Origin of the sequence: Vallitalea guaymasensis, from assembly GCF_018141425.1 — a bacterium.
GTDB lineage: Bacteria > Bacillota > Clostridia > Lachnospirales > Vallitaleaceae > Vallitalea > Vallitalea guaymasensis.
Genome location: NZ_CP058561.1, coordinates 2,886,826 through 2,908,414, shown reverse-complemented (window position 1 = coordinate 2,908,414; position 21,589 = coordinate 2,886,826). Strand labels below are relative to the sequence as shown.

The 21,589-nt window shown below is 30.8% G+C and carries 18 protein-coding genes; 9 read left to right on the top strand and 9 right to left on the bottom strand.

Annotated features, from left to right (window positions below):
- Together HYG85_RS12820 and HYG85_RS12815 are read left to right on the top strand one after the other, a co-directional pair.
- Positions 1-684 carry a response regulator transcription factor gene (locus HYG85_RS12820; RefSeq protein WP_212689982.1) on the top strand — a complete coding sequence of 228 codons (684 nt, stop codon included), beginning with the start codon at positions 1-3 and terminating at the stop codon, positions 682-684.
- Positions 684-2,108, top strand: coding sequence for a HAMP domain-containing sensor histidine kinase (locus tag HYG85_RS12815; protein ID WP_212689981.1), 1,425 nt, complete (start codon positions 684-686; stop codon positions 2,106-2,108). The genes HYG85_RS12820 and HYG85_RS12815 overlap by 1 nt, the downstream gene beginning before the upstream one ends.
- A gap of 59 nt (positions 2,109-2,167) precedes the next feature.
- Here HYG85_RS12815 and HYG85_RS12810 read toward each other — a convergent pair whose 3' ends face one another.
- From HYG85_RS12810 to HYG85_RS12780, 7 genes are all read right to left on the bottom strand, one after another.
- Entirely contained in the window at positions 2,168-3,568 is a 1,401-nt protein-coding gene (locus tag HYG85_RS12810) for a DUF4340 domain-containing protein (RefSeq protein WP_212689980.1), read from the bottom strand.
- Complete coding sequence (locus tag HYG85_RS12805; protein WP_212689979.1) at positions 3,565-4,995, bottom strand: GldG family protein; 1,431 nt, start codon at positions 4,993-4,995, stop codon at positions 3,565-3,567. Before HYG85_RS12805 ends, HYG85_RS12810 begins: the two co-directional genes overlap by 4 nt.
- A 1-nt stretch (position 4,996) precedes the next feature.
- Complete coding sequence (locus tag HYG85_RS12800) at positions 4,997-5,866, bottom strand: ABC transporter permease (protein WP_212689978.1); 870 nt, start codon at positions 5,864-5,866, stop codon at positions 4,997-4,999.
- A gap of 11 nt (positions 5,867-5,877) precedes the next feature.
- The gene (locus HYG85_RS12795; RefSeq protein WP_212689977.1) at positions 5,878-6,819 is read right to left on the bottom strand and encodes an ABC transporter ATP-binding protein; all 942 of its coding nucleotides are present in this window, start codon (positions 6,817-6,819) and stop codon (positions 5,878-5,880) included.
- 505 nt (positions 6,820-7,324) lie between these two features.
- On the bottom strand, positions 7,325-8,920 hold the full coding sequence (locus tag HYG85_RS12790) for an ABC transporter substrate-binding protein (protein ID WP_212689976.1): 1,596 nt from the start codon (positions 8,918-8,920) through the stop codon (positions 7,325-7,327).
- A gap of 60 nt (positions 8,921-8,980) precedes the next feature.
- A complete protein-coding gene (locus tag HYG85_RS12785; protein ID WP_212689975.1) occupies positions 8,981-9,880 on the bottom strand; it encodes a carbohydrate ABC transporter permease in 900 nt (299 codons plus the stop codon).
- Positions 9,881-9,911: 31 nt separating this feature from the next.
- Positions 9,912-10,901: an ABC transporter permease gene (locus tag HYG85_RS12780; RefSeq protein ID WP_212689974.1), complete on the bottom strand. Its 990-nt coding sequence runs from the start codon at positions 10,899-10,901 to the stop codon at positions 9,912-9,914.
- Between the two features lie 262 nt (positions 10,902-11,163).
- Between HYG85_RS12780 and HYG85_RS12775 the strand changes: the two genes are divergently transcribed.
- From HYG85_RS12775 to HYG85_RS12755, 5 genes are all read left to right on the top strand, one after another.
- Positions 11,164-11,640, top strand: coding sequence for a cell wall hydrolase (locus tag HYG85_RS12775; RefSeq protein ID WP_330408018.1), 477 nt, complete (start codon positions 11,164-11,166; stop codon positions 11,638-11,640).
- 90 nt (positions 11,641-11,730) lie between these two features.
- On the top strand, positions 11,731-12,129 hold the full coding sequence (locus HYG85_RS12770) for a hypothetical protein (RefSeq protein WP_212689973.1): 399 nt from the start codon (positions 11,731-11,733) through the stop codon (positions 12,127-12,129).
- Positions 12,130-12,390: 261 nt separating this feature from the next.
- A complete protein-coding gene (locus HYG85_RS12765; protein WP_212689972.1) occupies positions 12,391-14,775 on the top strand; it encodes a helix-turn-helix domain-containing protein in 2,385 nt (794 codons plus the stop codon).
- Between the two features lie 135 nt (positions 14,776-14,910).
- The gene (locus HYG85_RS12760; RefSeq protein ID WP_212689971.1) at positions 14,911-16,182 is read left to right on the top strand and encodes a Gfo/Idh/MocA family protein; all 1,272 of its coding nucleotides are present in this window, start codon (positions 14,911-14,913) and stop codon (positions 16,180-16,182) included.
- A 174-nt stretch (positions 16,183-16,356) separates the two neighbouring features.
- A complete protein-coding gene (locus tag HYG85_RS12755; RefSeq protein WP_212689970.1) occupies positions 16,357-16,887 on the top strand; it encodes a dihydrofolate reductase family protein in 531 nt (176 codons plus the stop codon).
- Between the two features lie 85 nt (positions 16,888-16,972).
- On the opposite strand, the gene HYG85_RS12750 is transcribed toward HYG85_RS12755, so the two are convergent.
- Positions 16,973-17,755: a helix-turn-helix domain-containing protein gene (locus tag HYG85_RS12750; protein ID WP_212689969.1), complete on the bottom strand. Its 783-nt coding sequence runs from the start codon at positions 17,753-17,755 to the stop codon at positions 16,973-16,975.
- 128 nt (positions 17,756-17,883) lie between these two features.
- Here HYG85_RS12750 and HYG85_RS12745 point away from each other — a divergent pair, with 128 nt between their 5' ends.
- Entirely contained in the window at positions 17,884-19,617 is a 1,734-nt protein-coding gene (locus HYG85_RS12745) for a glycoside hydrolase family 2 protein (RefSeq protein ID WP_212689968.1), read from the top strand.
- Here the strand turns inward: HYG85_RS12745 and HYG85_RS12740 are convergent.
- Positions 19,604-20,500 carry an AraC family transcriptional regulator gene (locus HYG85_RS12740; protein WP_212689967.1) on the bottom strand — a complete coding sequence of 299 codons (897 nt, stop codon included), beginning with the start codon at positions 20,498-20,500 and terminating at the stop codon, positions 19,604-19,606. The two genes, HYG85_RS12745 and HYG85_RS12740, sit on opposite strands and share 14 nt — an antisense overlap.
- A gap of 185 nt (positions 20,501-20,685) precedes the next feature.
- On the opposite strand from HYG85_RS12740, the gene HYG85_RS12735 reads away from it, so the two are divergent.
- Positions 20,686-21,585: a sugar phosphate isomerase/epimerase family protein gene (locus tag HYG85_RS12735; RefSeq protein ID WP_212689966.1), complete on the top strand. Its 900-nt coding sequence runs from the start codon at positions 20,686-20,688 to the stop codon at positions 21,583-21,585.
- Positions 21,586-21,589: the final 4 nt, after the last annotated feature.

Here is a 21,589-nt window from a genome sequence, read left to right as displayed (position 1 = left end):
ATGGAATCAAAACAAAAAGTACTCATAGTTGATGATGATCCTAACATAACGGAGTTAATATCTCTGTACCTTAACAAAGAAGGTTATTTAACTAAATTCGTTCATAACGGCAATAATGCAGTAAAGGCTTTTCAGACATTTGCTCCTAATTTAGTAATATTGGATTTAATGCTTCCAGGAATGGATGGTTATGATATATGTAAAGAAATAAGGAAAATAAGCAATATCCCTATAATCATGTTAACTGCCAAAGGAGAAACTTTTGATAAGATCTTAGGTCTAGAATTAGGTGCAGACGATTATATGGTAAAACCTTTTGATACAAAAGAACTAACAGCTAGAGTAAAAGCAGTCCTTCGTAGATATCAACCCTGGGATGATAAGAATAAACAAGTGGTGGTGCCTAATCTGACAATCAATCTATCTAATTATACAGTTATTTATTTTGATAAGAAAATTGAGATGCCGCCAAAAGAACTTGAACTTCTATATTTCCTAGCTTCCAATTCTAATCAAGTATTCACTAGAGAACAACTATTAGATAGAATTTGGGGTTATGAATACATTGGAGACACAAGAACTGTTGATGTACATGTAAAAAGGATAAGGGAAAAAATAAAAGAAACAGATTATTGGGGTATCAAAACTGTTTGGGGTATAGGATATAAATTTGAGGTGAAATAATGTTCAAATCATTTGTTAATAAATTCTTCTTCATATATGCAATATTGACACTAATCATATTTATGATATTAACAACTTTAATAACTAACATTATTGAATCTTTTTTTATCAACGACCAAAAGAAGAATATGATAAATGTTGGAGAAGCTATAAGCGAAGAATATTTGGCTGCATACTATGACCAGACCAAGATGGCAGCACTAAATTTTGAATATCAGATTGTAATCATGAGCAATAATATCGGTTCAAGAATCTGGATATTATCCAATGATGGTACAGTTCAGATAGATTCAGAAAAAGGTGTTAATTCATTTGAAAAGCTGGTTATAGATAATCCTAGTATTGATAAGGCAAAAAAAGGTGAAATTGTTACGTTAAAAGGAGATTTCTATGGTTTATCCTCTACTCCTCTTATAACTGTAATTGTTCCCATAAAGATGAATAATGATGTTAAAGGAATAATAGTAATGCATTCACCCTACCCTGCTGTCAAGAAAACAGCTAATTATTTCTTTAACCTTACTATTATATGTTTACTATTTTCATTAGTATTTTCCATCATGTTGATGTATCTGTTCTCAAGAAGGATTACTAAAACATTCCAACAGATGAACAAAACCGCAAGGTCCATAGCTAATGGAAATTTTGAGAGTAGAATCGTAATAAATACCAATGACGATATAGGCGAACTTGCTACTAACCTGAATTTTATGGCTGCTGAATTAGGGAAATTGGAAGAAATGCGTAGAAGCTTCATAGCTAACATCTCCCATGATTTCCGTTCACCATTAACATCTATAAAAGGTTTTGTACAAGCTATATTAGATGGTACCATACCTCATGAAAATCAAGACAGATATCTTAATATAGTCTTAGATGAGACTAATAGACTTAGTAACTTGACTAATGAGATTCTATTACTCACAAATCTAGAAAATAATGGAGTACAGCTTAATTACACTGAGTTTGATATACATCTTGTAATTAGAGAAGTATTAATCAAATTTGAAGGTAAGATAAGAGAGAAAAAAATGCACATTACTCTGTTGATTGATGAAAAACAGATCATAGTATCTGCTGATAAAGATAAAATCGAAAGAGTCATATACAACCTTATTGATAATGCAGTAAAATTCTGTAATAAAGGTGATAGAATAACCATTGAAACAACAAAGTTCAAAGATAAAGTAAATATATCTATAAAAGATAACGGTCCAGGTATCAAAGAAGATGAAATCAAATATATATTCAATAGGTTCCATAAAGCTGACCGGTCACGTGGTGAAGATAAAAAAGGTACTGGTCTTGGATTATCCATTGTAAAAGAGATAATTACAGCTCATGGAGAAACAATAAATGTTAATAGTAAAATAAATGTAGGAACTGAATTCGTCTTTACATTGACTATAACGAAAACTAAATAATAATTAAAAAACACCCATTTATAAATTAACTTAGAAGTTTATAAATGGGTGGCTTATTATTAATTAGTAATTTCTTTCAACTTATCATATAACAATTCAAATTGCTTAGTTGAGCAAAGAAAATATATATCATCTTCTATCTCATGTAAATAAGACAGCTCATCATATTTAGTATAAACAATAGTTTCTCTGGTATCATCCTTGAAAGTATAGAAAATCTTTACTTCATCTTTTATGATATCTTTATCCTGCTGATTTATTTCTGCATCCCCTGATATACCAATAACCAATTGATATAACTCTCTAAAAACTTCATCCTCCAATTTCTTATCCTCATAGTAAAATGTTTGTTTTAATTGCTCTTCACCCTTTTCATCTTTTTTATAAGCATTATCAATGTTAAAAGTATAAATGGAATCATTAATACCTATCTCCATTTTTTTGATATTTTTAATATTGACCATACGTATATTTTTATCAACTAAATCAAAAGGAGTAATGTTTGATATGTATTCTGCAAAATCTTTTCTCATACCGTAAACACTATCAGAATCTGCATATTTAAAATATATATAATCATCAAATGTATCCCCAAAAAGAATATCTACTGCTTTTGATATATCCAATTCCTGATTTTCTGATTGGAGCTTAAGTCTAAGAACTGGGTCATCTAATCCATATACTGACAGATCTGACGGCTTATCATCAATATATTTCTCTACTGAGAATATTGGTATACTTTTAATAATTTCATCAAATACCTTATAGTTTATTTCCTTAGGTACATTATAAGGTTTAGTCAAGCTGAATAATCCAATACCCTTCTTATCATCTGAATCATTCTTATAAGAAATTTCTATAGGTTCATTACCTTTTGATTCAATATATAAATATCTAATTAACTGTTTATCTATATTAGGTAATGTAGGATCTCTAAAATCTTCAATATCCAACATAAAATAATCTCCATAATTAGCGTCAAGAAGATATACATTATCATCTTCATTCAATCTAATAAAATAGCTTGTTCCATCCATGGTTTTGTTACCTAGATGTATAATAACAGGCTTTTGTTTTTCTATTATACCTGTAATACTAACATTAGACTTATGTAAACCATATTTAGCCAAATCCTCAGCATCCTTTTCAACTAATCTATTAACTGTTAAATTAGCAAATATGTTGAAACTATTTTTTAACCTGTTGATATTAAGCTTAACATTGGGTAACCCCTCAATAGTAGGTGTTTCACCATTAACTAAAATAATATTTTTATCTTCTTTTTTTAGTATCAATCTATCTATTCCACTGATTTCGTAATTATGCAATACAATGTTTTCATTTTCAGAGAAACTATCTACTTCAACCTGCTTGGTTTGTTTATTAGAAATAGAATAATACAGACCTATAACAATAACTAGACCAATAACCATAAGGAGTATTCTTTTGCCTCTACTCATAGATGTCTCCTCCTTAACCACACTATTGTACCGAATCCAATAATTAACAAGGGAAGTATAACAACAAATATTGTTCCTAATATAACCACTTGTCTACCTGATAATAATATTTTATAAGAATCTACTGCTTTAGGTCTTATATAAGTAATATCTCCTTTTCCTGACATCCAGCTGAATGTGTTCATAACAAAATCTATGTTACCCAAAGAATTCAATGGTACCATATTGGGTTCTAGAATAAAAGAAGAACCAATAACCAATAATTTAGTCTCTACAGCTTTAAGTCCTTCATAATAAACTTCATAACTGCTCATGGCTAGATTAAGGGGACCAGCTATATCAACTGATTCTTTTTCATAGGTTTTTGCATCAAGATTAGTTTTCAAGTACCCTTTATCTGAAGTAACAAACAATGGTGTTACTTGTGTATCCTTAGACTTGAACTCTGATTCTTTGAAACTCATGGATAAAGGAAAAAGAACTGGTATTTTATCATCGATCAATGAGTTTGTTATATCATGCTTAGCAACATAAGGCATAAGAAAATTAGGGTGTCCCGGGTATATCATTGATTGATCTCCTTCAAAAGCCACTCCTTTTTGAACTTCTATTCCATATCTAGCTAGTATTTTCTCAAAATTAGGTAGCTCAGGGATTGAAAAGTTCAACATGAAAACTGCTTTACCACCCTTACCAAAGTACTCCTTCAATCTCTTTACTTCATCTTCTATCATATCAAACTGAGGTGACATAAAAAGCAGTATATCAGTATCAGGGTTAAGATTGGATTCTAATATGCTTATATCTTTAACTTGATAATTCTCTTTAACTAATCTCTCTTTTAACACTTGAGGAATTTTCATTTCATCATGTCCATTTACCACACATACTACAGGCTCAACTTCACTTGTTACATATACAATACCATTGGTTACTTTTTCTTCAATATCATAGGACTGGATTACAGGCTGTCGAGAGTTATCATATGTAACATTATATAGCTCATAGACATCTATCACTTTAAACTTGCCTTCACATTCTATGATGATACTACCCATGTTTATGGTTTCATCTTTTTTCTTATATTTCTCAGCAAACATCGGGTATAACACAGGGTCTTTATATGTGACTGACACATTATCAGATCCAGTATCATATTTTTCAAGAATCTCCTTGAACATTATATTTTCTTTACCTGTTTCTTCTAATACATAGATATTTACCTTATTGGATATACCAGTAATTATATTATTAGTCTTATCAGATAGAGAGTAAAAATCGCTTTTAGTCAAGTCAAATTTCAAATCCAGTTTCCCAATAAATAAATTAGATATGATTATAATTGCGATTAATAATGTTGTAATAGCTATAGAATAACCACCATATTTTACATGTTTTGTGTTGAAATTAAGTTTTTGTGATTTCAATTTAACTCCACCTTCTTTTCTCTATAACTTGTACTGATAAAAAAACAAACATGATACTGATACTTATATAGTAAATAATAGACCCCAAATCCAAAATACCCATAGTAAAGGTTTTAAATCGAGCTAATAAGGAAAAATATCCAAAGAAATTAATCATGAAATCATCATAAAAAATAGGATTAACTATGTATATCATGACAATGATTGCAATTCCTATAGCAGTGATTGTAATAGTTATAACAATATTCTTCACAATAAAATATACTAGTAAGGTTATAATTATCACTAGGAGACTTGCAAATAATATAGAGCTTAATCTATCTTTCGGCAAAGTTAAAATGATTGTATCAGAGAATAGGATAGCCAAAAATACTATATAAGTAACAACAGCTGCAATCATTTGACTGCTGGATAGGGCTGAAATAAATAGACCCATTGCAATAAGAGAACATCCTAACAACATAAAACCTATATAAGAACCTATGATTTTTGGTATAGGAATCTCTCCGAATATAGATAGAATCAACGGTTGAATCATAGTTAATATTATGGTTAACAAAAACAAACCTGATGCAGCTAAATACTTGCCCAATATGAAATCAGTAATATTTATTGGTGAAGTTATAATCAGCTGGTCTGTTTTTTTATTTTTTTCCTCTGCTAATAATTTCATTGTAATAAGTGGTGTTCCAAAAAACAGAACAAACATTATAGTTAGTTGACTGCCAACTACTTGGCTGTAATCACTATTTTGATAGAATAGATTTACTGTAAATAAAATACCAAATACAACGAAGACGAAACCCATAAACACATATCCTATAGGGGATTTAAAATAATGTTTGAATTCTTTTCCTAATATAGCTATCATGTAATATCCTCCTATCCTTCTGTAACTTTCAAGAAAATATCTTCCATAGTCAAATCAATCGGTTTTAAAATAAGTAATGGATAATTGCTGTTTTTACACATATTAAAAATATTCAATCGAATATCATTATTCTCTTTTACATAGATCAAATAGTCAGATGTATTTTTTTCAAATTGACCTAAACACAATACTTCCTTCACACCAGGTATCTTCATAATATCACTTATGATATTTTCTTTATTAGTTGCAGGTACATTGAGTCTTATTGATATTCTATTACTTTCACTTAAAGTTCTAGTTAGATTTTCTACTGTATCACTGGTAAGTATCCTGCCTTTATTAATGATAAGTACTCTATCGCATACCACATTGACTTCTGATAATATATGAGTACTTAATATTACTGTTCTTTGTTTACTTAGGTCTTTTATCAATGTTCTAATTTCTATAATCTGTTTCGGGTCAAGTCCTACGGTAGGCTCATCCAAGATTAGAACATCTGGGTCTCCAATCAATGCTTGACTTAATCCAACTCTTTGCTTATAACCTTTAGATAAGTTATTAATCAATCTTTCTGTTACATGTTTTATTTTTGTTAGTTCTGTAACTCTATTTATTTCTTGTTTTATTTTATCTTTATTTATTTTTTTCAACTTACAAACGAAAGTCAGATATTCCTTTACGGTCATATCCATATATAGAGGTGGTATTTCGGGTAGATATCCAATCTTTTTCTTGAATTCTATAGGATTTTCAAGAATGTCTATATCATCTAATTTTACGGTTCCTTCTGTACTAGATAGAAATCCTGTAATAATATTCATTGTTGTTGATTTTCCTGCGCCATTAGGACCTAGGAAACCTACGATTTCACCTTTGTTGATTTTGAAGCTTATATTATCTAGTGCTTTATGACTTCCATAGGTTTTTGTTAGATTTAAAACTTCTATCATATTACATACCTCCATAATTTGTACGAGACATAGTTAGATATTATAACACATTCCTATAGCTTTAGAAATGTAACATAATTTTATATTTCAGGTAAGTCAGAAAAAGTGTTTTGTTCTGACTTGGCTTTTGCAAAATAGTATATGTATATGTTACGCCAGCTACTTGCTCGTCCTGAGCTCAACGAATAATAATGGACATCGAGTCCATTATTATTCCTGACAGTCCAGTAGGGCTGTCAGATTAAAAGCTGGGTTCGGCGTCCTGCCTCACTACTTCACATATACATATACTATTTTGCATGGAATAACCGTCAATATTATCTCAAAACACTTTTTCTTCCAAATTACATACCTATTGGCTATTTCATATCTTAAATAGAACATCTAAACAATTAATCTAAAAAATATAAATAACAATACGATTAAAGCAAGGCAATAAGTTCCAATTAGATAAAAGGTTGATGAATTATGTTAACCATCAACCTTTTATATAGTTTAATTTGGACTATCTACCGTTTGCTTTTAACCATTCGTCTATTTGTTTTTGTTTTTCGGCGATGATTTTTTCGGCTCCGGCTTTATCGAGTTCTTTTAAGAATTTTGGTAATACTTCGTCAGGGTCTACAGTTCCTGAACCTAAGGCTGAAAGATATTTGTCTAATACTGTATTACAGTTAGCTATTTCAGTCTTGACTGGTTCTGAGTTAAATACAAAACCTATAACTGGTGAAGCTTGTGCAGTTTTGTCGTATTCATATACAATACCTAATGATTTTTCTCTCATTTCAACGTCTGCATTTTGATCCCACCAATATCTACCGTAGGATTGACCCATTTGCCATTCGTTGTAATTGAATTTATAAGGAGCATCGTCTAATACTTTTATTTGCTTGTCACTTATGCGTTCATAGTCTACATGCTCTTCTCCCCAAGTAAGAGTATTGAATAAGAAATCATCTGTATTTACAAGTTCAATATACTTCATGGCTCTTTCAGGATTTTTGGAATTAGCTCCAATAGTAATTACTGTTGCAGATGGTGCAGATGCACTGATGAAAGGTTCAGTAAATCTTCTTGTATAAGATTTCTTGTCTGGTGACATAGACATCATTGTGAAAGTTGATAATTCAGGCATATCAACCATATCAGGTATAGCATTAGCATATATTGCTGCTACCCTATTGGCTTTTCTATCAGCACTTATATCTTTTTGAGTTGCTGCATCTTTTTTGATATAACCTTTTTGGTACCAATCTCTGAATACTTTTAGATATTCTTTGTATTCATCTGTCTTGTATTGATTGATAACATTTACTTTATCTTCGCCAACTTTTACCCAACCAACTAGTTTAGTATCTCCAACTGCATCCATTCCATATATAGTTGGAAGTCCAGCAAAGTTATCAACGTCCCTAGCGTATTCCATTCCTACCATATCTGGATATTTTTCTTTAACTTTTGCAAGGTAAGGAGTGATATCTTCCCATTTCTTAATAGCTTTCCAGTCGAAACCAAATTCATCAACTAGGTCTTGTCTAAGTTGGATACCTCTGGCATTAGCCATACCCCAAACTTGATAGTTGACTACACCATAGATGTTACCATTTACTTTTACACCATCCCAGATTTGGTCTGGAACTCTTGACTTGGATACTGGTGCATATTTATCCAGTAAATCATCAAGTGGTAGAAAAGCTCCACTAGCAGCATTTTGGAAATAATTCATTTCACCCCAGCTACCACAGAAAGCCATATCAAATGGTTCTCCAGATGATATCATTAGATTAAGCTTTTGAGCATATTGGCTCCAGTCTAATAGCTTGTACTCAACTTCAGCATTAATCTTTTCTTTGATAGTTTTATTAGCTAGGTCATTAATACGTTTCAAGTCTTCTACTGGAGAATTTGCAAAGTAATAAGTTAATTTTACAAAATCAAGTTCTCCTTCTGACTCTGTTGAATCTCCTTTAGCATTGTCATTATCAGTTCCTGGTTCTTCAACGTTTGTTGCAGGTTGTTTTTCCTTCTCTGAACATCCTGTCAGCAATAAAGAAAAAGTCAACATCATTGCTAAAGTACACATAAAAAATTTTTTTAACATGGTCTTACCCCCTAAATTGTAATATTTATTTTATCTGGAAATTTCCAGAATAAAATCATTCTAGGATTTTACTGAACCTAATGTCAAACCTTTTATAAAATATTTTTGTAAGAATGGATATAAAATTATAATTGGTCCTATTGCCATAATACAAGTTGCCATCATTGCAGTATCGTTTGGTAGATTAGTGAATATCTCTTCTTGCCCACGGAATTTTTCTATATTACCTATTAGATAACTAATATTAGTCATGATAGATCGTAATAGGAATTGCAGATTATATAAGTTAGGGTTTTCTATGTATAATAATGGTGTAAACCAGTCATTCCATAAGAAAACAGCTATGAATAATCCAATAGTCGCAAGTGATGGTAATGATATTGGTAATACTATCTTCAAGAAAGTCCTGAATTCACCTGAACCATCTATTCTTGCTGATTCAATGATGGAATTAGGTATAGCCCTAAAGAAGTTTCTCATTATCAGTACATGGATTGCATTGGTCAAATAAGGTAATATAAATACTCCTATATGGTTTTGTAAATGTAGATATCTAGATATCAGTATATAAGTTGGAACTAAACCTCCTGAGAATAGTAATGTAAAAAATACTAAAAAGGATATTACTTTTCTATATTTCAATTCCTGTCTGGATAATGTATAAGAGAACATTGCTGTTATGAAAACATGACAGACAGTACCTATGGCTGTTACAAATATAGTTACCATATAAGCTTTTATCAATGTCTTAGAGCCTGTTAATATATATTTATAGGCATTAAAAGTAAATTCTTGTGGAAAAAAGCTGTATCCATTTGTTATGATTGCATGTTCACTTGAGAAGGATACTGATAAAACCAGAATCAGCGGCATTATGCAAAATAATCCTACTAAAATAAATATGATATTAATAATAATCTGTGGAAGAGTTATTTTCTTCTTTTTCTTTTTTCTACTCATTTTTCATCCTCCTATCTATAAGTATTTTCAATTAGAATAGAGCACTATCCTTGTCGTATTTTCTAACCAGGTAATTACTGAATGTAACTAGAATCAAGCCGACCAATGATTGATAAAGTCCTACTGCGGCTGCCATTCCAGGCTCATTCATTCCACGTAGAGCTCTTAGAACATAAGTATCAATAACATCAGTTGTCTCTAATAAGAACCCAGTCTCGTTAGGCAAAGTAAAGAACATACTCCAATCTCCAAGTCCTCCATAGAATATTTTTCCTGCTTGTAAGAGGAATAATGTAATAACGATAGGCATGAGTAAAGGAATAGTAATATAACGTACTTGTTTTATTTTACTGGCTCCATCTATTTTCGCTGCCTCATAATATTCAGTTGAAATACCTGTAATACCTGCTACGAAGATTACAGAGTAATAACCCACCACTTTCCACAAATAAGCTATTGGGAATATCCATCTCCAATAAGATGCTTCCCAGTACCAGTTAACAGGCTCTATTCCAAATGTCTGTAATATTTTATTTAAGATACCTGAATCCATGTTTAAAAATGCAGTCAGTACATATTGCATAACTATCCATGACATGAAATATGGAATAAGCATGATACTTTTATAAGTTTTAGTTAAAATCTTGCTGCCTGTTTCAAAAAATAATATTGCGAATAAAACAGATAATCCCAAACCGGTTACTATAAAAATCACATTATAGAATATAGTATTGAAAGTTACAGTTGCCATAGCATCGGATTTGAAGAAAAACTCGAAGTTCTTGAGCCCAATCCATTTACTCCCAAACAATCCTTTTACTGGATCAAAATCCTGAAAAGCTATCACTACACCTATCATAGGTAGATAATGAAAAATAAAAAAGAATAGTAACCCAGGAAGCATCATTAGATATAGTGTCCTCTTTTTTGATATTTCTTTTGTAAAAGGTAATCCTTTATCTTTTGTTATCAATTGGTTTTTTTTATTATTAGACTTCCCCTTAAATAAATTGCATCTCATAAAAAACTCCTTTCTATCTTGGTGAATGTAAAGATATATGTAGATATGATGTAAACCAATAGCACTAAATGATTTGTTTGACAAAAATGTTATCATGTAATTCCCCAGCCCACAACAACGAAAAATCAACTTATCTCTAATTTTTAAAAATACAATCTCTAATTCTTTTATAATCAATAAATATAAGCCTCTGCAATAGATGTATTGTGGTTTTTTATGGATTATAAAAATTCTGTATCAACTTTTATGAAGTATTAATATAATGATAGTAAGTATAACAAAAAGGTATGGAAAGATGGCTTATTCAGCTAGAGAATTACTTGCAAGAATAATCAAATGTGAAGCTGGTGGAGAAGGCGAAATAGGAATGAAAGCAGTTGCCACAGTAGTAATGAATAGAGTTCATGCGGCTGAAGGAGAGTATCAAAGGGTTAATCAAGGAGATTTGCGTAAAGTTATATTTCAACCAGGTCAATTTGATTGTGTAAGATCAGTATTGGGCGGTGTAGCTAATCCTCAAACTATCTGGGCTAGTCCTCCTGAGCAGATTCATTATGATATAGCAGATTGGGCTTTAGCAGGTAATAAACTGTATAATATAGGTAGTACCTTATGGTATATGAATCCTTTTGACCCACAATGTCCTCCTTACTTCCCTTATAATGAAACTGGAATATATAATTCAAGAATAAGAAAACATTGCTTCTTTGATCCCACAGATTTATATAAGGATACTTAAAACATTAAGATTATAGATTTAGAAACATAAGATAATAAATAACAGATATCAATATCCCATAAAATAATTAACTAATAAAAGGAGTTATTTATGAATAGAAATAATGAGCAGTATATGCCAACAACCTATGGTTCACCCCTAAGACAAAAAAGAGGATATCCATATCCTAAACAAATGACATCAAGACAAACAACTCTAAGGACTAATAACTTCACAACAGAAACTAACAATGATGACAATAATGTTGACACTACTCCAAGACCATTACCTCCAGTTATCACTAATCCTGCATATCTTCAAGGATATCTTAGAACTAAAATAGGTAAATTCATGAAAGTAAATTTCCTACTGGGTACAGGTACATTCATTGATAAAGATGGTATTCTAAAAGAAGTCGGTGTAGATCATATAGTTTTAAGAGATATTAAAACTGGAGAAGACGTAATAGGAGATCTATACTCAATTAAATTTGTTGAAATACCAGACTAATATATAGATATTTTATATTCCCCCCAAAAACATAATACAATGTTTATTTTAAACTCCAATCTGCTAATACAGATAGGAGCTTTCTTTATGGTTATTTTTAAGTAAACTTAACCCTTTTCCCTAAAATGGGCTCTCTAATTATTGTACATTTCTTCTAAAATGAAACATATGTATTAACGCAAACAAGTTTCTATGCTATAATTCTATAGATTCTTACATAATAAAAAATATAAAGACTACATAAAAAATAAGGTGATTATTATGAACATCCCTATGTTTATTAAAAACAAAAGCATTTACAAAAAACTTCTATTTTCATTCACAATTACAATAACGATATTGATTATAATAATGTCTTCATTCTTATATAATTTCTATGCAAAATCTTCATATAAAAAAATGGATGATTTTAACTCAAAGATATTATCACAAATAAGTTATAGTGCCACTTACATGGATAATCTAGCCAAAAACTACTGTGGAGCTATTTTCTTGGATAATGGAGTCATTCCTCTTCTATATAGAGATACCATCGATTACTATTCAATGGGTAATAGTTTACGTACCTTAGAAAAGCAGACAGTCGCTAATACATATATTAACTCGATATATATTTACAATAATTCCCTTAACTTGTATATGTCAACGCAGACAAACGGATTCTACAGTACAGAAGACTTTTATGACCAAGAAGCAAATACTCTACTCAATAGCATTAAAGAGAAGAATATAAAACTTATACCTATACCAAGAAAAATACCTGTATCAGAATTGACTTCTGGAATTTATGACTACCATTATGTTTATTCATACTTGATCTATAATACACCAACTAAAAGTTCTACCTTAGATGGTGCAATCATGTTAAACATCAACGCTGATTATCTAACTGAGACAATAGTTTCTTTGGAATCACAAACACATGATTATGACAGTGACATATTTGTAATCAATGAGGATGGTATAATCGTCAACCACAGTTCACCAGAAATGTTCTTGGAAGATGCTTCTGATAAAAAATATATCAAGAAGATTTTGGATTCCAAAAAAGATACAGGGGTATTTACTGAAACAATCGACAATAAAAAATACGTAGTAACCTATGTATCCTCTGATATGCTCAAATGGAAATTTGTAAGTTTGACACCATATAGATTTGTTGTATCTACCATAGAAGAAGTTAAATGGACAACCCTGATTTTCTGTCTTATTGTATTATTATTAGGGCTTATTTTTTCTATCATTATGTCTAGGTCAATATATTCTCCTATTAATATACTGATTAACAATATTGAAAAGAAAACCAAACTAAATAAAAATAATGATATAGCAAATGAAGTAAAATTCCTCAATACGGTTTTTAACCAGATTATGAGTAAAACAAAAGAATTGGAGAGAAAAAATAAACATAACATAAAATCCCAGAAAAACAAATTATTGAAAGACTTGACTACATCAGAATTCAATTACTCAGATAAATTACTGAATAGATTAAAAGAACTTAATATAAACCTTGATTTCAATAAACCATTATTCCCAGTTCTATTAAAGATAGATAATTATACCGATTTTATGGAACAGTATAATGCCCAAGATAGGACTTTATATAAATTTGCTATAATAAATATAATAGACGAAACCATACCTAAAGATTATAATTTTGAAGTTATAGATATGGAAAACAATTATATATGCATATTATTGAATATCTCAACTTCTCCTATTATGGAGGATGAATTATATGCCAAAATAGAAAAAGTAGCATTGAATATGCAAAATAATATTAAGACCTATTTGAATATATCCTTAACAGCAACTTTAGGATACCTAATTGATAAACCAAACCTGATACCTACTGTATTAAATGATACTAAACTGTTATCCATGTATAGAATACTGTATGGGCATGGTAGTATTATAACTCCAGTAATATTGAATGACATAAATACTGATGATTTTGCCTTTCCAAGTAATCAGGAGAAAATGCTTTTGGATTCATTGAAGCTATGCAACCTTGAAAAAGCAAAAAAAGCTTATTTAAAAATCATGTCAGTTATATCTAATTATTCTTATAACAATATAATGACATGTATAATGTATATGGTATTTACTATTTATACCAATGTAAACAACGATAAAAAATCAAATGCAATAAAACTTACAACAGCCTTTGAAGAATTTCTTAATAAAATAGGTACCTTTGAATCCTTGGACGAAATCAACGAAGTATTTTTCAAGTTGTTTGAAGAGATTATAAATACACTTAATAAATCTCAGTCCTCCAATAATAGAACTGAATCTATTGTCAAAAATGTTATTACAATTATTGAGGATAGTTTTTCAGATAAAACACTTTGTTTAAATATTATCGCAGATTCTTTATCAATGTCCTCAGTTTATCTAGGAAAATTATTCAAGGAAGCTGTAGGTAAATCTATAGCTGAATATATCTTAGATACAAGAATGAATAACGTTAAAAATTTGCTGGATACAACTAATCTATCCACGAAGGTTATTCTAGAGAAATCAGGTTTTGAACAATCTAACTACTTTTATACACTTTTCAAGAAATACTATGGTGTCACTTTAAGTAATTACCGTTTGATGGTATGTGAAAACCAACTTAATACCGCAGATAAGAACTAATATAATAGTACTAGCCATTATCCATATATAAATTAACAACATATCTCTAAATTATAAGTAACCTTATTGTATGTGAATAAATGCTATGTTAGCATTAGCGTATAATTTTTTAATGTATAGAAGGAGGTTATACATATGGATAAACCAATTAATGTATGTCTTTTAGGTGCTGGAAGCAGAGGTTATTTTGCATTTGGTAATTATGCTCATTCCCACCCAGAAAACCTGAAAGTAATAGCTGTTGCAGAACCTGATAAAAGTAAGATGGAAAGATTTTTAAAAGTACATGATGTAGATAATGAAATGACTTTCACCAGTTGGGATGAGTTATTGGACCAACCAAGGATATGTGATTATTTAATTAATGCAACAATGGATGATATGCACTATGAGTCCACCCTAAAAGCCTTAGATAAAGGTTATAACATAATGCTGGAAAAACCAATGGCAGTACATCCAAAAGATTGTGTAGAAATAGTTGATAAGGCTGTAGAATTAAATAAGACAATAGATATTTGCCATGTATTAAGATATTCTCCATTCTTCTCCAAGATAAAAGAAATCATAGAATCAGGAGAAATAGGTCAATTAATCACAATAGAGTTAAAAGAAAACGTTGGGTATTTTCATTATGCTCATTCCTATATTCGTGGTAATTGGAGAAATACAGCTACGTCAAGTCCAATGATATTATCAAAATCATGCCATGATCTAGATTTACTGGTTTGGTTAGCTGGGGAAAAATCCAAGAAAGTATCTTCTTTTGGTAGTCTTCTATATTTTAATGAAGAACATATGCCAAAAAATGCTTCTAAAAGATGTTTAGACGGTTGTCCTCATGTGGATACATGTCCATATTCAGTTCAAAGAATATACTTTGGTGACAGCTGGACTAAGATGTACGTTACTGCTGAAGATTCACAAGAAGCTTTGGTAGAAGCCTTAAAAGAAGGTCCATATGGCAGATGTGTATATCAATGTGATAATGATGTAGTAGATCATCAAGTAGTTAATATTGAATTTGAAAGTGGTGTAACAGCAACATTTACTATGTGTGGTCCAACAGCAGAATGTGATAGATACATTAATGTTTATGGTACCAATGGTGAGATTAACGGTAACCTGAATAGCGGTAATGTAATTTATAAAAATTATCTAAATGGACCATGTGAACATCCAGATGAAAAAATAATTGATGTTAGTGTAAGTGGCGATCCTCATGGTGGTGGAGATTTCCGTATGATGGATGATTTTGTTGGTAGAGCAAGAGGAACACTTGAGAAAATGATTACCTCTGCAGAAATGTCCCTAGAAAGTCATATAATCGGTTTCGCTGCGGAGAAATCAAGATTAGAGGACAAAGTAGTTATCATGAAAGATTACTACGATGAATTAAGAAGAGACTAAATCTGACATTAATATTAGACTTCAATGAATAGAGAGCCGATATTTGTATAAACATATATATTATCTTGAAATTAATGTTATAATTAGAATATAAATTAACCATAATTTATTACACAATTGCAAATTATTGTTCCCTAATTATATTTAAAATTTTATTAATATGGAGGTTTATGGATGTTAGCCAAAAGAAAATTATTTTTATATATCGCAACAAGTTTAGATGGTTATATAGCAACAGAAGATGACTCCTTGGAATGGTTATTTAAAACGGAAGGCGAAGGAGATAATGGATATTCTGAATTCTATAACACAGTTGATACTATTCTAATTGGAAGAAGAACCTATGATTGGATTATTGAAAAAGAAAAAGGTAATTTTCCTTACAAGAATAAAGAGTGTTACATATTTTCTAGATCAAAAAGCGGTAAGAATGAAAATGTAGAATTTATAAATCAAGATGTAGTGGAATTTACAAATAAAATCAAAAGACTGGATGGAGGAAACATATGGCTTGTTGGTGGTGGCAACCTATTACACTCTTTTATTAAAGAGAGGTTAGTTGACGAGTTTATTATTACTATAGCACCTACACTATTAGGTCATGGAATACCGTTATTCAAGAAAAATAATTTTGAATTGGAACTGAAATTAAAGAATATAAGAAAATTAAATCAATTTGTTGAACTCCATTATGAGGTAAAATAATTTTTATTTAGTTCAAAATATTTTTTAGAGGTTAATTTAAGGGAAGCCAAGATGGCGTCCCTTAAAAATTATATATTTTCAACACTTAAATACCCCGAAACATCCCTGGTGTTGTTCCAGTGTATTTCTTGAATTGTCTTATAAAATGAAATACATTTTTGTAGCCAGACATTTCAGCAACTTCATAAATGGTTAGAGAACTATTTTCTAAAAGATATTTCCCTCTATTGATACGAGCAGTTATCAAATCTTCATTAGGTGAGACTCCAAAAAAGGTTTTATACAATACCGAAAACCTTGACCTGCTAAGACTTAATATCTTAGCCATTTTTTCAACATTCCACTCTTCACTGCAATTACTATAAAGATGTAACCTAAAAAGATTGAATTCTTCTCTTATTTCAATCATGCCGCTGGATAAATCTCTTGTTTTGCTGCGTTCTTCACGAGATAGTTTAACAAAAAGATTAGTTAGCAGAGCTGAAACATTTTCCTCCCATCGAAAAGGCTTATTAATAAAATCAAGCTCTATTTCATTTATGATTGGAGTAATATAATTAGTTCTGGACGGATAAAATACTCTATTATATTCAAAACCGAATTCATCAAATCTTGAACTATATTCTGGCTCAAAATGAATCCAATTATGGACTAAATCACATTCAATAGATTCAAAATAATGTTTTGTACCTGGAGTGAATAAAATGCAGGCACCAGGCTTGATTTTTATAATTTCCTTTTGTTGATATATATTAACAGGTGTCTTGAAATGTAAAAATAAATAATCGTCAGTTCCTTGTGGACGGTCTACTATAAAACCTTTTTTCTCTTTACCATCATATTTTAATCTTTCAATCCTATATTTCATATTATCACCCTTTTCATTCTACACAAAAACAAAACAATAAGTCAATACAAAACACCAAATTATCATTGAATACTTTATTAATCCATATATAATATAAAACAAAATAACAATTAAGGTGGTAGATAAATATGAATCCTTTACGTCAAGAATATCCTCGTCCACAAATGGTAAGGAAACATTGGCAGAATCTTAATGGTACTTGGGATTTTGAATATGATTTCTCTAAATCAGGTAAAGAAAGAAATCTTCAAAAAGAACCTAATTTCCCTCACAAAATTCAAGTACCCTTTTGCCCTGAGAGTGAATTATCAGGAATCAACAACAAAGATTTCCTGAATGCTGTATGGTATCGTAAAACATTTACTATTCCATCTGATCGGAAGAATGGTTGTCTTATTATTAATTTTGAAGCAGTGGATTATTATTGTGAAGTATGGGTCAATGGTGAATACATTGGATCTCATAAAGGTGGTTATACCCCCTTCTCCTTTGATATTACATCTTTTGTATCAGAGGGAGAGAATACATTGACTGTTTATGCTGAAGATGATACTCGTACAGGCACGCAACCAAGTGGGAAACAATGTTCAGAATATAACTCTACAGGTTGTTTCTACACTCGTGTCACAGGAATATGGCAAACAGTATGGTTAGAATATGTTCCAAAAAATTATATTAAGGCATTTAAAATAGTACCAGATGTTGATAATTGCAAAGTCCATCTTGACCTTTCATTGTCTGGAAAATGCTCACGTAAAAAACTTAATGTAACAGCAAAATATGATAATAGAATTGTTGGAGATACTTCAATAAAAGTTACAGGCTCAAGTGCTAAGTTATCCATAGATCTATCAGAGTTACACTTATGGCAGCCTTTAGATGCAAAGCTATACGATCTTGAATTGCAGCTAGAAGGGGATAATCAACTAGATACAGTTAATAGCTATTTCGGTATGAGAAAAGTAGAAATTGGAGATAAGGCCATTTTAATCAATGGGAAAAAAATATTCCAGCGTCTAGTACTTGATCAAGGTTTTTATCCTGATGGAATCTACACAGCACCTTCAGATGAAGCACTAAAAAAAGATATTGAGCTATCAGTAGCTTTAGGATTTAATGGAGCTAGACTTCACGAAAAAGTTTTTGAAAGACGTTTCTTGTACTGGGCAGATAAAATGGGTTATCTGGTTTGGGGAGAATACGGCAACTGGGGTATTGACCATACAAAAGCATCTTCACTGCATACTTATCTCCCTGAATGGATTGAAGCGGTAGAAAGAGATTATAACAGTCCTGCATTAATAGGATGGTGTCCATTCAATGAAACTTGGGATTTACATGGTCACCAGCAATATGATGACATATTAAGAAATATCTATCATGTCACTAAGAAAATGGATTCAACACGACCTGTTATTGATACTAGTGGTAATTTCCATGTTGTTACAGATATATATGATTTACATAATTATAAACAGGATGTGGAGTTATTCGCAAAAGATTTTGAACCTATGGCAAATGGCGGAGAAGTATTTGAGAGCTTTCCTGATCGACAAAAATATGATGGTCAGCCTTATTTTATAAGTGAGTATGGCGGTATCTGGTGGAATTCTAATGATGAAAGCGGATGGGGTTATGGTGACCGTCCTGAAAGTATCGAAGAATTTGTAAACAGGTATGTTGGCTTGACAGAAGTGCTTATCAAGAATCCTTCTATATGTGCCCTATGTTATACACAGCTATATGATGTAGAACAAGAACAAAATGGACTATACTTCTATGATAGAACAAATAAATTTGATGATGAAGTAATGGCTAAGTTAAGAGTAGTCATGGAACAAAAAGCAGCTATTGAGGATTAGTAGAACCTTTTCTAGTTCCAGTAGGAGTTTTTCCAGTATACTTCACGTACATCCTATTAAAATAACTTTGATTAGAGAATCCACTTATCTCTAATACCTCACTGACAGGGATATCTGTTTCCTTTAACATTATTTCTGCTTGATGTATCCTATGCATATTAAGCAGTTGAGTGAATGGTTTCCCTGTCAGTTTCTTTATGAGCCTGCAAAAATAATGTTTATTTATATTAAGAACCTTGGATATTTCATCTAAAGATATATCCCTTTGATAATTACTTTGTACATATTCCCACATATCATCCATTATTTTCTTATGTAGTACAGAAAAACCATCTCCATCACTAGAATCCAGGGATTCACAATATCTTACCATTGAAGCGAAGATTCTTTCTATCTCCGTCTTAATAAAAACCTCATATGCTCTTTCCTTAGCATTATATTCATTGATAATCAGATTCAAAGACTGGGTCAATCTTTTATACAAATCACTATTTGAAGATATCATGGCTGGAAATCTTTTTTCTCCTACTAAAAAGGGTTTAATATAATTCATATAATAATCATTCATATTAATAGTATCAAGCATCTGTTTATCAAATAATATTGCATGGAATTTACTCTCCAACCCATCTGCTGATTGGACAGAATGGACCTGAAACATATTAGAGAAAAAAATATTTTCACCTTCAGAATAATATGTTTCATTACCTATTCTTATATTGATCTTACCTTCCTTTATATATATAATCTCAAAATTGTCATGATAATGAGGACGAAGGCTATTGATACTATCAACACCACAATTATATAAGGATAGAGGGAAATTAGATTCTCTAACATATTCTGTTTGTAAATAACCTTTTTCTTCTATAATCTTACTCATTATTCATCCTCCAAATAAATGCCCAATTACTCAACAACATTATATATTAAGATGTCAATATTGTATTACTATTAGTCAATAATATGGCTAGTTGGCTTCTTTTCAATGTAATATAATATTATCATAGTATTAATACTAACTCAAATGAATATTACTTAACATCTCAAATATAGGAGTGATAAAAAATGGAACAAATTAAAATAGGTACATTAATAAGCGCTGATGAAGCCATGTCAATAATACCGGATATAACAGACTATGGTTTTGAAACATTTTCTATAACATTTTGGAAAACTATTGGTAAAACTGATATAAAAGAATTAGCTAAGAGATTAACAGATTATCTAGCTCCAAAGGGAATTACAATCTCAAGCTTATCCATATTCACCAATCCCCTTTCTGACAGTACAGAATTCTCAGATGCAGTAAAATCTTGGGAGACACTTATTGATAATGCTTCCCTTTTTGGTACAAATCTAGTAACTGGATTTACTGGAAGAATAATTGATAAAAGTATTGATGATTCAATCAATAAATTTCAACAAGTGTTTGGGGAACTCTCTAAAAGAGCGGCATCAAAAGGAGTAAAAATCGCTTTCGAAAATTGTACCATGGGTGGAAACTGGGAAAAGGGTAACTGGAATATAGCCCATAATCCAGCTGCATGGGAATTAATGTTCAACGCTTTACCAGAAGATAATCTTGGCTTACAGTGGGAACCATGTCATCAAATGGTACAACTCATAGACCCTATCCCTCAGTTAAAGAAATGGGCAGGTAAAATATTCAATGTCCATGGAAAAGATGCAACCATAGATTGGGACATCATTAAAAAATATGGTATTGGTGGATACAAACAATTTGCGTGGCATAGAACTCCAGGCTTTGGTGACAGCAACTGGACAGATATAATTTCTATCTTAAGAATGAATAACTATACTGGAAGTATTGATATTGAAGGATATCATGACCCAGTGTATAATGGTAAACTTGAATTAACTGGTCAGGTTCATGCACTGAACTACTTGAAACAATGCCGTGGTGGTAATTTTATAGAAAACCCAGTTGGTTGGAAAGATAGATAACAGG